General features: G+C 69.6%; 11 protein-coding genes and 1 pseudogene. 8 read left to right on the top strand and 4 right to left on the bottom strand.

Annotated features, from left to right (window positions below):
* The first annotated feature begins 2 nt into the window (after positions 1 to 2).
* Genes ACUTR7_RS27480 through ACUTR7_RS27495 form a run of 4 tightly spaced genes read left to right on the top strand, consistent with a single transcriptional unit; the run spans position 3 to position 3,832 of the window.
* Positions 3 to 788 carry a citryl-CoA lyase gene (locus ACUTR7_RS27480; protein WP_061289038.1) on the top strand — a complete coding sequence of 262 codons (786 nt, stop codon included), beginning with the start codon at positions 3 to 5 and terminating at the stop codon, positions 786 to 788.
* Between the two features lie 48 nt (positions 789 to 836).
* Positions 837 to 2,003, top strand: a complete 1,167-nt coding sequence (locus ACUTR7_RS27485; protein ID WP_445610278.1) for a CaiB/BaiF CoA transferase family protein — start codon at positions 837 to 839, stop codon at positions 2,001 to 2,003.
* Positions 2,004 to 2,039: 36 nt separating this feature from the next.
* Positions 2,040 to 3,044, top strand: coding sequence for a Bug family tripartite tricarboxylate transporter substrate binding protein (locus ACUTR7_RS27490; protein ID WP_278534812.1), 1,005 nt, complete (start codon positions 2,040 to 2,042; stop codon positions 3,042 to 3,044).
* A gap of 11 nt (positions 3,045 to 3,055) precedes the next feature.
* The gene (locus ACUTR7_RS27495) at positions 3,056 to 3,832 is read left to right on the top strand and encodes an enoyl-CoA hydratase (RefSeq protein ID WP_047328030.1); all 777 of its coding nucleotides are present in this window, start codon (positions 3,056 to 3,058) and stop codon (positions 3,830 to 3,832) included.
* 8 nt (positions 3,833 to 3,840) lie between these two features.
* Here the strand turns inward: ACUTR7_RS27495 and ACUTR7_RS27500 are convergent, their stop codons facing one another.
* Complete coding sequence (locus ACUTR7_RS27500; RefSeq protein WP_445610279.1) at positions 3,841 to 4,767, bottom strand: LysR substrate-binding domain-containing protein; 927 nt, start codon at positions 4,765 to 4,767, stop codon at positions 3,841 to 3,843.
* Positions 4,768 to 4,869: 102 nt separating this feature from the next.
* Between ACUTR7_RS27500 and mnmA the strand changes: the two genes are divergently transcribed.
* Both mnmA and ACUTR7_RS27510 read left to right on the top strand, forming a co-directional pair.
* Positions 4,870 to 5,988 carry a tRNA 2-thiouridine(34) synthase MnmA gene (gene mnmA / locus ACUTR7_RS27505; protein WP_063327547.1) on the top strand — a complete coding sequence of 373 codons (1,119 nt, stop codon included), beginning with the start codon at positions 4,870 to 4,872 and terminating at the stop codon, positions 5,986 to 5,988.
* A gap of 120 nt (positions 5,989 to 6,108) precedes the next feature.
* Positions 6,109 to 7,668 (top strand): serine hydrolase, encoded by a 1,560-nt coding sequence (locus ACUTR7_RS27510; RefSeq protein ID WP_016449576.1) that lies wholly within the window; start codon positions 6,109 to 6,111, stop codon positions 7,666 to 7,668.
* Here ACUTR7_RS27510 and ACUTR7_RS27515 read toward each other — a convergent pair.
* Together ACUTR7_RS27515 and ACUTR7_RS27520 are read right to left on the bottom strand one after the other, a co-directional pair.
* Positions 7,637 to 9,619 carry a sensor histidine kinase gene (locus ACUTR7_RS27515; protein ID WP_445610280.1) on the bottom strand — a complete coding sequence of 661 codons (1,983 nt, stop codon included), beginning with the start codon at positions 9,617 to 9,619 and terminating at the stop codon, positions 7,637 to 7,639. The two genes, ACUTR7_RS27510 and ACUTR7_RS27515, sit on opposite strands and share 32 nt — an antisense overlap.
* A gap of 5 nt (positions 9,620 to 9,624) precedes the next feature.
* Positions 9,625 to 10,308: a LuxR C-terminal-related transcriptional regulator gene (locus tag ACUTR7_RS27520; RefSeq protein ID WP_071954085.1), complete on the bottom strand. Its 684-nt coding sequence runs from the start codon at positions 10,306 to 10,308 to the stop codon at positions 9,625 to 9,627.
* A gap of 191 nt (positions 10,309 to 10,499) precedes the next feature.
* Here ACUTR7_RS27520 and ACUTR7_RS27525 point away from each other — a divergent pair, with 191 nt between their 5' ends.
* Positions 10,500 to 11,135 (top strand): TetR/AcrR family transcriptional regulator, encoded by a 636-nt coding sequence (locus tag ACUTR7_RS27525; protein ID WP_012202739.1) that lies wholly within the window; start codon positions 10,500 to 10,502, stop codon positions 11,133 to 11,135.
* Positions 11,136 to 11,145: 10 nt separating this feature from the next.
* Here ACUTR7_RS27525 and paaN read toward each other — a convergent pair whose 3' ends face one another.
* Positions 11,146 to 12,804, bottom strand: a complete 1,659-nt coding sequence (gene paaN, locus ACUTR7_RS27530) for a phenylacetic acid degradation protein PaaN (protein ID WP_445610281.1) — start codon at positions 12,802 to 12,804, stop codon at positions 11,146 to 11,148.
* 148 nt (positions 12,805 to 12,952) lie between these two features.
* On the opposite strand from paaN, the pseudogene ACUTR7_RS27535 reads away from it, so the two are divergent.
* Positions 12,953 to 13,165: pseudogene (locus tag ACUTR7_RS27535) on the top strand (phenylacetate--CoA ligase); the annotation flags it as partial.

The following is a 13,165-nucleotide window of genomic DNA, read 5'->3' on the forward strand; positions in this document are numbered from 1 at the left end:
CCATGGCAACCCCCCAACCCCCCGTCACCCGCCTGTGCACCCACACCCTCACCAGCCTGCATTACCGCGATGCCGACCTGGTCGAGGACCTGATGGGCAAGAAGACCTTCACCGAGGTGATGCTGATGCAGATCCTGGGCCGCACGCCGCGCCCCGTGGACCTGCGCATCGCCGATGTGGTGCTCATCGTGCTCATGGAGCATGGCCTCACGCCCAGCGCCATCGCCACGCGCCTCATCTACATGAGCGCGCCCGAGAACCTGCAGGGCGCCGTCTCGGCCGGCCTGCTGGCCGTGGGCAGCTCCTTCGTGGGCACCATGGAGAACTGCGCCGCGCTGCTCGATCGCATCGCCGCCGCCGCCGACCCCGAGGCCGAGGCCCGCGCCATCGCCCGGCACCACAAGGCGTTGAAAAGCCCCGTGCCCGGCTTCGGCCACCACCTGCACAAGCCCGTGGACCCGCGTGCCTACAAGCTGCTGGACATGGGCCGCGCCGAACCCGAACTGGCGGGCAGCAGAATCCGCGCGCTCGAAATCCTGTCCGCCGCCGTGGACGCCGCAGCGGGCCGGCCCATCACCATCAATGCCACGGGGGCCGTGGCCGCCCTGCTGGGCGAGATCGGCGTGCCCACGGCCGTGATGCGCGGCTTTGCCGTCATCTCGCGGGCGGCCGGGCTGGTGGCGCATGTGGTGGAGGAGCAGCAAAGCCCGTCGGGCCGGTTCATCTGGGAAACGGTGGAGGAAGCCATCCCCTACGCGGGGCATGCAGTTTCCGCGAACGCTGCGTGAAGCAATGACCGATGGACCACCGCGCGCCATGCCGCGAGCATGGAGTCCATGCAACAAACCCATGGATTGTCCGACGCCCTCGGCGGCCTGCGCGTGGTGGACCTGTCCCGCATCCTGGCGGGACCCTGGTGCACCCAGAACCTTGCCGACCTGGGCGCATCGGTGCTCAAGATCGAGCGTCCCGGCACGGGCGACGACACGCGCGCCTGGGGCCCGCCCTTCGTGCAGGCGCCCGGTGGCGAGGCCGTGTCGGCCTACTTCCTGTCCTGCAACCGCGGCAAGCAGTCGGTGGCGCTGGACTTCACCGAGCCGGCCTCGCATGCCTGGCTGCTGCGCCAGATCCGCGATGCCGACGTGCTGGTGGAAAACTACAAGGCCGGCGCGCTGGCGCGCCACGGCCTGGACTACGCGGCGCTGGCCGCCATCAACCCCGGGCTGATCTACCTGTCGATCACGGGCTTCGGCCAGAGCGGCCCGTTTGCGCACAAGCCCGGCTACGACTATGTGTTCCAGGGGCTGGGCGGCCTCATGGGCTACACGGGCGTGGCCGATGGCGAGGAGGGCGCGGGCCCGTTGCGCACGGGCGTGGCCGTGGTGGACCTGATGACGGGCATGTATGCCACCAGCGCCGTGCTGGCGGCCGTGGTGCAGCGCCAGCGCACGGGGCGCGGCCAGCACATCGACCTGGCGCTGCTGGACGTGGCCGTGGCCATGAATGCCAACCAGGCGGCCAACTACCTGGTCAGCGGCGAGAACCCGCGCCGCACGGGCAACGCCCATCCCAATTGCGCGCCCTACGAGGTGTTTGCCTGCGAAGACGGGCATTTCATCCTGGCCATCGGCAATGACGGGCAGTTCGCCGCCCTGTGCTCCGTGCTGGGCACGGACTGGCACCTGGACGCACGCTTTGCCACCAATGCCGCGCGCCTGACCGGCATGGCGCAGCTGCGCCCGCTGTTGCGCGCGGCGCTGGGCCGCTGGCCGCTGCAGGCCCTGACCGATGCACTGGACACCGCCCAGGTGCCCTGGGGCTGCATCAACACCATGGAACAGGTCTTCGCCCATCCGCAGGTCCGGCACCGCCAGATGCTGCAGACGGTGGAGCACCCGCAGCTGGGCACGCTGAAGCTGGTGCGCAACCCCATGGTGCCGGCCGGCAGCGGCGCCCAGGTGCCGCCGCCGCCCGTGCTCGGTGCGGCGCCGCAGGACCTCTGAATCCCTAGACATCGACAAGCCAAGAAGGAGACAAGGATGACGAAACGCATGAAAGTACTGAAGGCCGCCGTGGCAGCCGCCGCGCTGGCGGGGATGCCGCTGGCATATGCAGCAGGGGCAGCGGGGGCGGCAGGGGCAGGAAGCTATCCCGAGCGGCCCGTACGCCTGGTCGTGCCCTATGCGGTGGGCGGCGCCACCGATGTGATCGCGCGCGTGGCGGCCCGCTACCTGGGCGAGACGCTGGGCCAGCCCGTGGTGGTGGAAAACCGCCCCGGCGCGGGCGGCAGCACGGGCTCGGCCTATGCGGCCAAGCAGCCGGCCGACGGCTACACCCTGGTGATGATGGTGGAGAGCTCGCATGCCGTGAATCCCAACGTCTACGCCAAGCCCGCGTATGACCCCGTGAAGGACTTCACGCCCATCACCAACATCGCCAACGTGCCGGGCGTGATGGTGGTCAGCGCAGGCTCGGCCTACAAGAGTGCCAAGGATGTGAGCGACGCGGCGCGCGCCGCGCCGGGCAAGCTCAACTACGGCTCCTCGGGCAATGGCGGGCTCAGCCACCTGAGCGGTGCGCTGTTCGGCAGCACCACGGGCACCACCCTCACCCATGTGCCCTACAAGGGCCTGGGGCCGGCGCTCAACGACCTGATGGCGGGGCAGCTCGATGTGGTGTTCGACAACATGCCGTCTTCCGGTGCGCTCATCGCAGGCGGCCAGCTGCGTGCGCTGGCCGTGTCCAGCCCCGTGCGCCTGCCGGCCCTGCCCGGCGTGCCCACCTATGCCGAGGCCGGGCTCAAGCCCATGAACGACATGTCCTGGTACGGCCTGGGCGCGCCTGCCAGGCTCGATCCCGCCATTCTTGCCAGGCTCAGCGAAGCCATGCGCAAGACCTTGCAAAAGCCCGAGCTGATCAAGACCATAGAGCAGCAGGGCGCCGTCGTGGACTTCCAGGAGCCTGCGCAGTTCAGGCAGACGGTGGAGCGCTCCAACCGCGCCTGGTCCCAGCTGATCCGCGACATCGGATTCGAGAAACTTTGAGGAGATCTGCCGTGCATGCACAAGTGACCTTTCCCACCCCGCAGACCGCCGTGCTCACCATCACGGGCGGCGGGCCGCTGAACATCCTGGGCACGCCCGTGATCCGCGCGCTGACCGCGCAATTGGCCGAGCTGGCCGAGCGCCCCGATCTGCACTGCCTGGTGCTGCGCGGATCGGGCACGCGCGCCTTCGTGGCGGGGGCCGATATCCGCGAGATGGCGTCGCTCAACGCCGCCTCGGCACGCGCCTTCATCAGCGGGCTGCGCGACCTGTGCAACGCGGTGCGGCATTTCCCCGTGCCCGTGATCGCCAGGCTGCAGGGCCATACGCTGGGCGGCGGGCTGGAGCTGGCCATGGCGGCCGACCTGCGCATCGCGGCCGATGATGCCGTGGTGGGTATGCCCGAGGTCAAGGTCGGCATTCCCTCGGTGATCCACGCGGCCATGATGCCGGCGCAGATCGGTGGCACGCGCGCCAGCTGGCTGCTGCTCACGGGCGAGAACATCGGCGCCCTGCAGGCCGAGCGCTGGGGCCTGCTCAACGAATGCGTGCCCGGCGACCAGCTCGATGCGCGCATCGCGCAGATTGCCGAGGGGCTGGGCGGGATCGGCATCGAGGCGCTGCGCCAGCAAAAGCGCCTGCTGCGCCGCTGGGAGGGCATGGGCGTGGACTCGGCCATCACCGACAGCGTGGCCGAGTTCGGCGCGGCCTTCAACACGGGCGAGCCGCAGCACCACATGAATGCCTTCCTGGAACGCAAGCAGGCCAAGGCCCAAGCCCAGCCCTGAACCCGGGCCTAGGCCTTGTCGGCCAGCCCTTTCAGAAAGCTGCGCAGCCGCTGCGCGGTGGGCGTCAGCGGCCGTTCGCTGGAGCGCACCAGCTGCAGCGGGCGCCGTGCCCAGGTTTCCTCCAGCGGCAGGCAGGCCACCGCATGCGCGGTGCCGAGCCTGCGGTAGATGCTGTGCGGAATGATGGCCAGGCCCACGCCCTGCGAGACCAGCCGCACGATGGAGGTGAAATCGTCCACGTGGATGCGGCAGCGCAGCGGCCGGCCATGGCGCTTGGCCAGCTCGCGCAGAAAGGCGTAGTTGCTGCTTGTCAGCGCCATGCCCACGAAGGCATGGGACAGGGTGTCGAAGAACCGGCAGGAAGGGCCTTCGCCGTCCTCTGGCCTCTCGCCCGGCTGGGGCACCAGCGGATGGCAGGGCGGGGCGATCACCACCAGGCGGTCCAGCGCAAAGGTCTCGCAGGCCACGGCGCCCGCCATGGGCTCGCCCGCGTAGACGCCCAGGTCGGCCTCGCCCTCGGCCACGCTGGCGGCAATCGTCTCGCTGGTCTGCTCGACCAGGGTGAGGTTCACCTCGGGAAAGGCGGTCAGGAACTCGCCGATGTGCGGACCTATGAAGCCGTGCAGCGAGGAGCTGTTGGCCGCCAGCGTTGCCTTGCCCTGCAGGCTGCTGCCCAGCAGGGCGGCCTCGGCCTCCATGCCGTCGATGGCGGCGAACACGCCGCGCGCATGCTCGAGCATGGCGTGGCCTTCCTCGGTCAGCCGCATGCCCTTGTGCTCGCGCGTGAACAGCTGGCAGCCCAGGGCCTGCTCCAGGTTGCGCAGGCGCTGGCTGGCGGCCGAGGGCGTCAGGTGCCGCGCCTGGCTGGCACGCGAGAGATTGCCGGCCTGGGCGATGGCCATGAACAGCTTGAGATCGGTCAGGTCGTAGCGCATGCGGGCGTTTCCTAGGGGGCAAGAGGGCCATTATTCCTGCTGGCGCAGGGCTGCAAAGCCCGTGGCGCGCAGCCTTTGAAGGGCGCTGGGATAATCACTGCCATGACTAAACACCGCGTCGTGGTGGGCCTGTCGGGCGGTGTGGACTCCGCTGTCACGGCCCATCTCCTCAAGCAACAGGGCCATGAAGTGGTCGGCATTTTCATGAAGAACTGGGAAGATGACGACGACAGCGAATACTGCTCGTCCAATGTCGATTTCGTCGATGCCGCCGCCGTGGCCGACGTGGTCGGCATCGAGATCGAGCATGTGAACTTCGCCTCCGAGTACAAGGACCGCGTCTTCGCAGAGTTCCTGCGCGAGTACCAGGCCGGCCGCACGCCCAACCCCGACGTGCTGTGCAATGCCGAGATCAAGTTCAAGGCTTTCCTGGACCACGCCATGCGCCTGGGCGCCGAGAAGATCGCCACGGGCCACTACGCCCGCGTGCGCCAGAACCCCGACACGCAGCTGTTCGAGCTGCTCAAGGGGCTGGACCCGGCCAAGGACCAGAGCTACTTCCTGCACCGCCTCAACCAGGCACAGCTGTCCAAGTCCATGTTCCCCGTGGGCGAGCTGAAGAAGACCGAGGTGCGCCGCATTGCCGAGGAGATCGGCCTGCCCAACGCGAAGAAGAAGGACTCCACGGGTATCTGCTTCATCGGAGAGCGGCCGTTCCGCGACTTCCTGAACCGCTACATCAGCAAGGAGCCCGGCAACATCCTCGACGACCGCAACCGCAAGCTGGGCAAGCATGTGGGCCTGTCGTTCTACACGCTGGGCCAGCGCTCGGGCCTGGGCATCGGCGGCGTCAAGGAAAAGGGCGCGCCGCGCGGCGGCGGCGACCACGAGCCCTGGTTCGTGGCGCGCAAGGAGCTGGACACCAACACGCTGCGCGTGGTGCAGGGCCATGACCATCCCTGGCTGCTGTCGCAGTCGCTGCTGGCCGACCAGGTCAGCTGGGTGGCCGGCCACGCGCCCGCCGAGGGCAAGGCCTACGGCTCCAAGACGCGCTACCGCCAGCCCGACTCGCCGGCCCTGATCTCGGGCGCCACGCCCGAGGGCTTCCGGCTGGATTTTCCCGAGCCGCAATGGGCCGTCACGCCCGGCCAGTCGGCCGTGCTCTACGACGGCGACGTGTGCCTGGGCGGCGGCATCATCGCGGCGGTGGATCCGCACTGATGCGGCATTGATGCCGGGCAGGATTCGGCCCGGCGCGTTTTGCTATCGTCACGGGGGGCGGCACAACCGCCCCTTTTTCTTTTTCCTTTTGTTCTTCACGACAGCACCACAGGAGACCCCATGGCTTCATCGATTCTTGCGCGCCGGCATTTTCTGGGAGCGGCCCTGGGCGCCGTGGCCACGGCCGGATGCAACGGCGAGGTGTCCTGGGGCGATCCCATCGATCCGCCCGTGACGGACCGCGTCAAGCGTGCGCTCGATCAACTCGACGGCCAGGTGCGCGCGCAGATGCGGCGCACGGGCGTGCCCGGCGTGGCCGTGGCCGTGGTGCATGAGGGGCGCTTGGTCTATGCCCAGGGCATGGGCGTGCGCCGTCTGGGCTCGTCGCTGGCCGTGGATGCGGACACGGTGTTCCAGCTCGCCTCCGTCTCCAAGTCCGTGGGCGCCACCGTGGTGGCGCAGCAGGTGGGCCAGCGCCGCGTGTCCTGGGACACGCGCGTGCAGCAGGGCCTGCCCTGGTGGACGCTGGAGGACGCCGACGCGGCCCAGCGCATCACCGTGGGCGACATGTATGCCCACCGCTCGGGCCTGCCCGGCCAGGCCGGCGATGCGCTGGAGGAGCTGGGCTACAGCCAGCGCCAGATCCTGGAGCGCCTGCGCTACCTGCCGCTGCGGCCCGTGGGCACCCAGTACGCCTACAGCAACTTCGGCCTGACCACGGGCGCCGAGGCCGTGGCTGCCATCGCGGGCCAGTCCTGGGCGGCGCTGTCGCAGCAGGCCGTCTACGGCCCGCTGGGCATGACGCAGACCAGTTCGCTGTTTGCCGATTTCGAGGCGCGCGCCAACCGCGCGGCCGGCCACCTGCGCGTCAACGGCGTCTGGCAGACGGGGCCGGTGCGCCGGCCCGATGCGCAGTCGGCCGCCGGCGGCGTCAGCTCTACGGTGCGCGACATGGCGCGCTGGATGACCATGCTGCTGGACGAGGGTCGCTTCGAGGGCCGCCAGGTGGTCGATGCGCAGGCCCTGCGCACGGCGCTGTCGCCGCAGATGCTGCAGTCGCCGGCCGGCAACGGCGAGCCTGCGCGCTACTACGGCTTCGGCTTCAACGTGGGCGTGTCCGAGGCGGGGCGCACCACCTACAGCCACTCGGGCGCCTTCGGCACGGGCAGCGCGACCAGCTTCACCGTCATGCCCGAGCTCAAGCTGGGCATCGTGGTGCTGACCAACGGCATGCCCATCGGCGTGCCCGAGATCGTGGTCTCGCAGTTCCTGGACCAGGTCGAATGGGGCCGCCAGCGCCAGGACTGGGAGAGCATCTGGACGAAGCGGCTGGCACCCATCATGCAGCCGCATGGCGAGCTGGCAGGCAAGACCCGGCCCCCTTTCCCGCGCCCGCCCCGGCCGCTGGGCGCCTATGTGGGCAGCTACGCCAACCGCTTCTACGGGCCGGCCCAGGTCAGCCTGCAGACGGGTGGCGGGGGGCTGCAGGTCAGCCTGGGTTCGCAGCGCATGCTGCTCAGCCACTGGGATGGCGAGGTATTCAGCTTCGTGCCCGAGGGCGATTCGCCGGGCAGCCTGTCCAAGGCCACATTCGACGGCAACCAGCTCACGCTGGAGTATTTCGACGATGTGCTGACGCCGGCCGGCGTCAGTGCGGGGATAGGGCGCTTTTCGCGCTGAGGGTGGCCTGCTCCGCGCCGTTGTGCAGGTGATTGCCGGGCACGGGCAGCCAGGCGGCCAGCACGGTGGTGCCGGGCTCTGAATCCATGTCCAGATGGCCGCCCAGGCGCTGCAGGCGCGCCTGCATGCTGCGCAGGCCCACGCCCATGCCGGCCTGCTGCACGGCGGCCACGTCAAAGCCTGCGCCGTCGTCGGTGATGCGCAGCATCAGCCAATGCGGCTCGGGCCACTGCAGCTGCACCTGCACGCACTGGGCGCGGCTGTGCTTGATCACATTGGCCAGCGCTTCCTCCAGCACGCGCGTCAGCGCCAGGCACTGCAGCGCACCGGGCGGCTGCGGCCAGGCGGCCGGCACCTGCCAGTCGGACTGCATGTCCAGCGCGTCGAACAGGCTGGCAAAGCGGTGGCGCAGCGGCGCGATCCAGGCCTGGGGCGTGTCCGGCACGGTGACGGAGACGCTGGTGCCGCTGTCGATCATCTGGCGCAGGTCGTCGCGCAGCAGCTTGAGCACGGACAGGAACTGGCGGTTGTGCATGGGGGTGCCGGCCTGCTCCACCATGGCGATGGAGCGCACCAGGGAGCCGCCCAGGCTGTCGTGCAGGTCGTGCGCCAGCTGCATCCGTTCCTGCAGCCGCGAGTGGCTGAGCGCCAGCGCATGCTCGCGCGCCAGCGTGCCGCCGAGCTCGTCGCAGGCACGCGCCACGCTGTCGGTCAGCTCCTGGTTGAACTGTTCGATGCGGCGCATGCTGAGCACGAACTGCCGGCCCAGCACCATGGACAGGGCCAGCATGGTCAGCGGCGCGGTATAGGGCATCCAGGGCGTGGCGGGGCCGATCACCTTCTTGAGCGCCAGCATGTCGTGCAGGCCCGCACACAGGAAGACCAGCAGGCAGGCCGCGTAGACCAGGTGGCCCGGCTCGCGCGTGCGCCAGGCGTGCAGCGGAAAGTGCAGCGACACGGCCACGCAGATGCCGAAGTACACCAGGCCGATGTGCAGCACGCCGTCCACCAGCGACCAGGGCGCGAAGATGGCGGCGGCCATGCCGGCCAGCGTCAGCGCCCACAGCAGCTTTTCCAGCCGGGGCAGGTGCAGCCTGCCGAAGCGCCAGGTGAACAGGCAAAAGCTCTGGCCGAACAGCAAAAAGACCAGCAAATTGCCGCGTGCCACGGCCAGGGTGTCGGGGAAGGGCCAGGCCTCGGTGGCCAGGATATTGGCCAGGAACAGCGCCCAGCAGAAGGCATTGAGCGCGTACCAGCCAAAGGCCTTGCTGGCGCGCCGCTGCAGCCAGGCAAAGGCGAACAGCACGCCCAGCACCAGCGAGACCACGATGTTCATGGCAAACAGCGTGCGCTGGTTCCACCAGGTCTGCTCGTGCCACTGGCGCAGCGCCTCGGGCTCGCCCAGGCGCACCTCGCCCAGGCCGGGCGTCTGCTCGGCCAGGCCGTGCACGCGTATCCACACGCTGTTGGTGCCCGCATGCAGGGCGGATTCGGGCAGCAGCCAAAAGCGCGGCATGTTCCAGCTGCGCGACAGGGGCTCGACCAGGTGCCGGTCGCGCCACAGCAGGTCGCCGTTCACGAAGACCTCGCCGGCCATGACCATGGAGTGCAGGGCCAGCGCCACGGGATCTGCGGCGGCGGGAGCGGTGGCAGAAGCGGCAGCGGGGTGAGCGCAGTCGCGCTGCCAGTCGATGCGGTACCAGACGGCGCCGCTGTAGCCGGGCCAGCGGTCCAGCCAGTGGTCGGGCAGGGTCACGTTGTGCCAGTCGCGTACCGCGCTGGCGATGGGCGGCGGTCCCAGGCCTGCGGCCTTGGCGGACTGGATGGACAGGATCTGCGGCAGGCAGGCCTGGGCCAAGGCGCAGGTACTGCACAGGAGGACCGCCAGGCCCAGGGCCTGGCCCAGGGCGAGGCGCCGCACCGGGCCGAACCACCGGCGCCACCCGCCCATGGCCGTCAGCCCAGCAATCCGCGCACGCGTGCCGTGTTGACGGCGCGCGTGCGCGAGGACACGGCCAGCTTGCGGTAGATGTGCTTGATGTGGCATTCCACCGTGTAGCGCGACAGGTGCAGCTGCTCGGCGATCTCGCGGTTGGTCAGGCCATCGGCCACCAGGCGCAGGATCTGGCTTTCACGCGCGCTCAGCGTGGACTCGGTGCCGCCGCTCTCCGGCGTGGCGGGTGCCGCGCCCTGCAGCTCGGCGATCACGCGGCGCGCAATGAAGGGGTCGATGGGCGCGCCGCCGCGCAGCACGCTGCGGATGGACAGCGACACTTCCAGGTCGTCGCGCTCCTTGAGCACATAGCCGGTGGCGCCTGCGCGCAGCGCCGAGAGGATGGCGTCCTCCGTGCTCCAGGCCGAGATCACCAGGATGCCCACGGCCGGGTCTGCGCTGCGCATCTCGGCGATCAGGTCGATGCCGCTGCCGTCGGGCAGGCCCAGGTCCACCAGGGCCAGGGCCACGGGCTCGGCCAGGCAGGCGCGGGCCTGGGCCAGGGAGCCGGCGAACAGCAGGGCATCGGGCGTGTAGCCCAGCTGGCCCAGCACGGACTGCAGCCGCTGGCGGATCAGCGGCTCGTCCTCCACCACCAGCACCGGGGCCGGAAGCGTGGACTCTGGGACAAGCAGGTGGGCGGGCATGGAAAAGGCGTGCGAAGCGGCGGGCGTAAAAAGGGGCAGGATGGCCGCCCGACTGTGGGCGAAGCCCGCATCTTTGCATATCCCTGAAAACTGGTAATCGCGGGGGCGCGCGCCGCTGCGCCGTCCATAATTCCGGCCGGGGCCGCACGGGCGGACCCTGGCAACGACACCTACCGAAAGGACGCCGCCGCATGGCACGCGTACGTGACCCTGCTGGCTACGATGGCCAGCGTGAAATGATCCTCTCCCATGCCGCCCAGCTGTTCGCGCAGCGCGGCTATGCGGGCACCTCCATGAACGAGGTGGCTGCGGCCTGCGGCGTCTCCAAGGCCACGCTCTACCACTATGTGCTCGACAAGCACGACCTGGCCGTGCGCATTGCCGAAGAGCATGTGCTGCGCCTCGAAGCCCTGGTCAACGACACCCTGCAGGCCCATGCCGATCCCGAGCAGCGCCTGCATGCGCTGATCCGCGGCTTCGGCCAGGAGTACGCCCAGGCCCAGAATGCCCACCGCGTGCTGACCGAGGACGTGCGCTTCCTGCGCGAGGAAGACCAGCAGCGCATCCTGGACGTGGAGCGCCGCGTGGTCGCCGCCTTTGCGCAGACCATTGCCCAGGTGCGTGGCGAGCCTGCCGACAGCGCCCTGGGCAAGCCCCTGGCCATGCTGCTGTTCGGCATGATCAACTGGACCTTCACCTGGCTCAAGCCGGGCGGCACGCTGGACCATGACGCCATAGGCACCATGGTGTCCCAGCTGTTCTTCGGCGGCGTGCGCGCGGTCAGCGTGCCTGACGGCAAGAAGCCGCGCAAGGCCCGCCAGGCCTAGGCTCGGCCCCTCACCACCTGCGCTGCACGACCACGAAGCGGTCGGCCACGAAGGCCAGCGTGGTGTAGCTGGCATTGGCCGCGGGATTGCCGCTCGTGGCATGGAAGTCCGAGAAGCCTGCCGACTGGTTGACCATCACGCCCTGTGTGAGGTTGATGGACAGGGCCACGCGCGAGCGCAGCGCCGAGGCCGCCACGGCATCGACGAAGGCCGCATCCGTGGAGTACAGGCCCAGCGTCATCGCGCCATGCGCGCGCACGCTGCGCTCGGCCAGCTCGCGCGCGGCCTGGGCCGAGGGCACGGCCACCAGGTAGGAGACCGGGCCGAAGCATTCGCGCTCGTAGATGGCGGCGTCCGCCACGTCCAGCGCGCGCAGCGCGGGCGTGCGCACCTCGGCCTGCGGGTACTCGGGATGGGTGAGCTTTTGCGAGGTGCGCACGGCGCGGCCCACGGTGGCGGCCTGTTCCACGCGCTCCACGGTCTGCGCAGAGCCTATGGCGCCCAGCACGGTGAAGGCCACCTTGGGATCGGCCAGCAACTGGTCGATGGCGGCGGCCAGATCGGCGCCGACCTGCTCGAAGCTCTTGTGGCCCTGGTCAGTCTCTATGCCGCCGGCCGGAATCAGGAGGTTCTGCGTGGTGGTGCACATCTGGCCGCTGTACAGCGACAGTGACAGGGCCAGATTGCGCAGCATGCCTGCGTAGGCATCGGTGGACTCGATCACCACCAGGTTCACGCCGGCCATCTCGGCATACAGGCGTGCCTGCGGCGCGTTGGACTGCAGCCACTGGCCGAAGGCATTGCCGCCCGTGAAGTCGATGGAGGCCACGGCCGCGTGCGTGGCCAGGGCCTGGGTCAATTCGGGCTTGTCGCTCACGGCCAGGGTCACGATGTTGGGGTCCAGGCCCTGCTCGGTCAGCACATCGCGCAGCACGCTCACGGTGAGCGCGGCCGGCAGCACGGCGTTGGGGTGGGGCTTGACGATTACGGGGTTGCCCGTGGCCAGCGCGGCGAACAGGCCCGGGTAGGTGTTCCAGGTCGGGAAGGTGGCGCAGCCGATGACCAGGGCCACGCCGCGCCCCACGATCTCGAAGCGCTTGTGCAGCACGGCGGGCGCATGCTTGCCCTGGGGCTTTTCCCAGACGGCCTCGGCAGGCACGTCGGCCATGGCCTTCCAGGCCACGGCAATGGCTTCCAGGGCGCGGTCCTGGGCATGGGGGCCGCCGGCCTGGAAGGCCATCATCGCGCCCTGGCCCGTGGTCAGCATCACCGCATGCGCGATCTCGAAGCTGCGCTGGTGGATGCGCGTCAGCGCCTCCAGCAGCACGCCGGTGCGGCCCTGGGGTCCCAGCGCCTGCCACGCAGGCTCGGCCGCCTGGGCGGCATCCACCAGCGCCTGGGCATCGCACTCGGGGTAGCGGATGTCCAGGGCCACGCCATAGGGCGATTGCTCGGTGGCCACGCGGGCGCGTTCACCGGGCTGCCGCAGCGGATAGTCCTTGCCGAACAGCGCCTGCACGGCGGCATGGCCCTGGGCCTGGGCGGTCTCGCCATACACCTTGGGCGAGGGCGCCTCGGGGAAGGGCGACCAGTGGCCCCGGCGGGACAGGGCCTGCAGCGCGTCGTCGAGCAGAGGGCGGTGGCGTTCGTAGAGGGCGTGGGCGGGCATGGGATGTCTCCTGGGTTGGAATGTGGCGTCGCTATCAGGGTTAGTACCGGACAACAAGCCTTGTTGCTCAAGAAAGCTGCATCTTATAATCCTACCGTCCGGTCGGTCAATTATTCTGAACCCCTTGCCTCACGACGCCAGAACCCCGATGAACAAAGACCTGCGCCCCGCCCCCGGCGAACTCGACCCCATCGAAACCGCCAGCCGCGACGAGATCGCCTCGTTGCAGCTGCTGCGCCTGCGCTGGTCGCTGCAGCATGCCTACGACAACGTGCCCCACTACCGCCGCGCCTTCGACGAAAAGGGCGTGCATCCGTCCGACCTGCGCACGCTGTCCGACCTGGCCCGCTTTCCCTTCACC

The sequence above is a fragment of the Delftia sp. NA_296.1 genome (genome assembly GCF_052692095.1).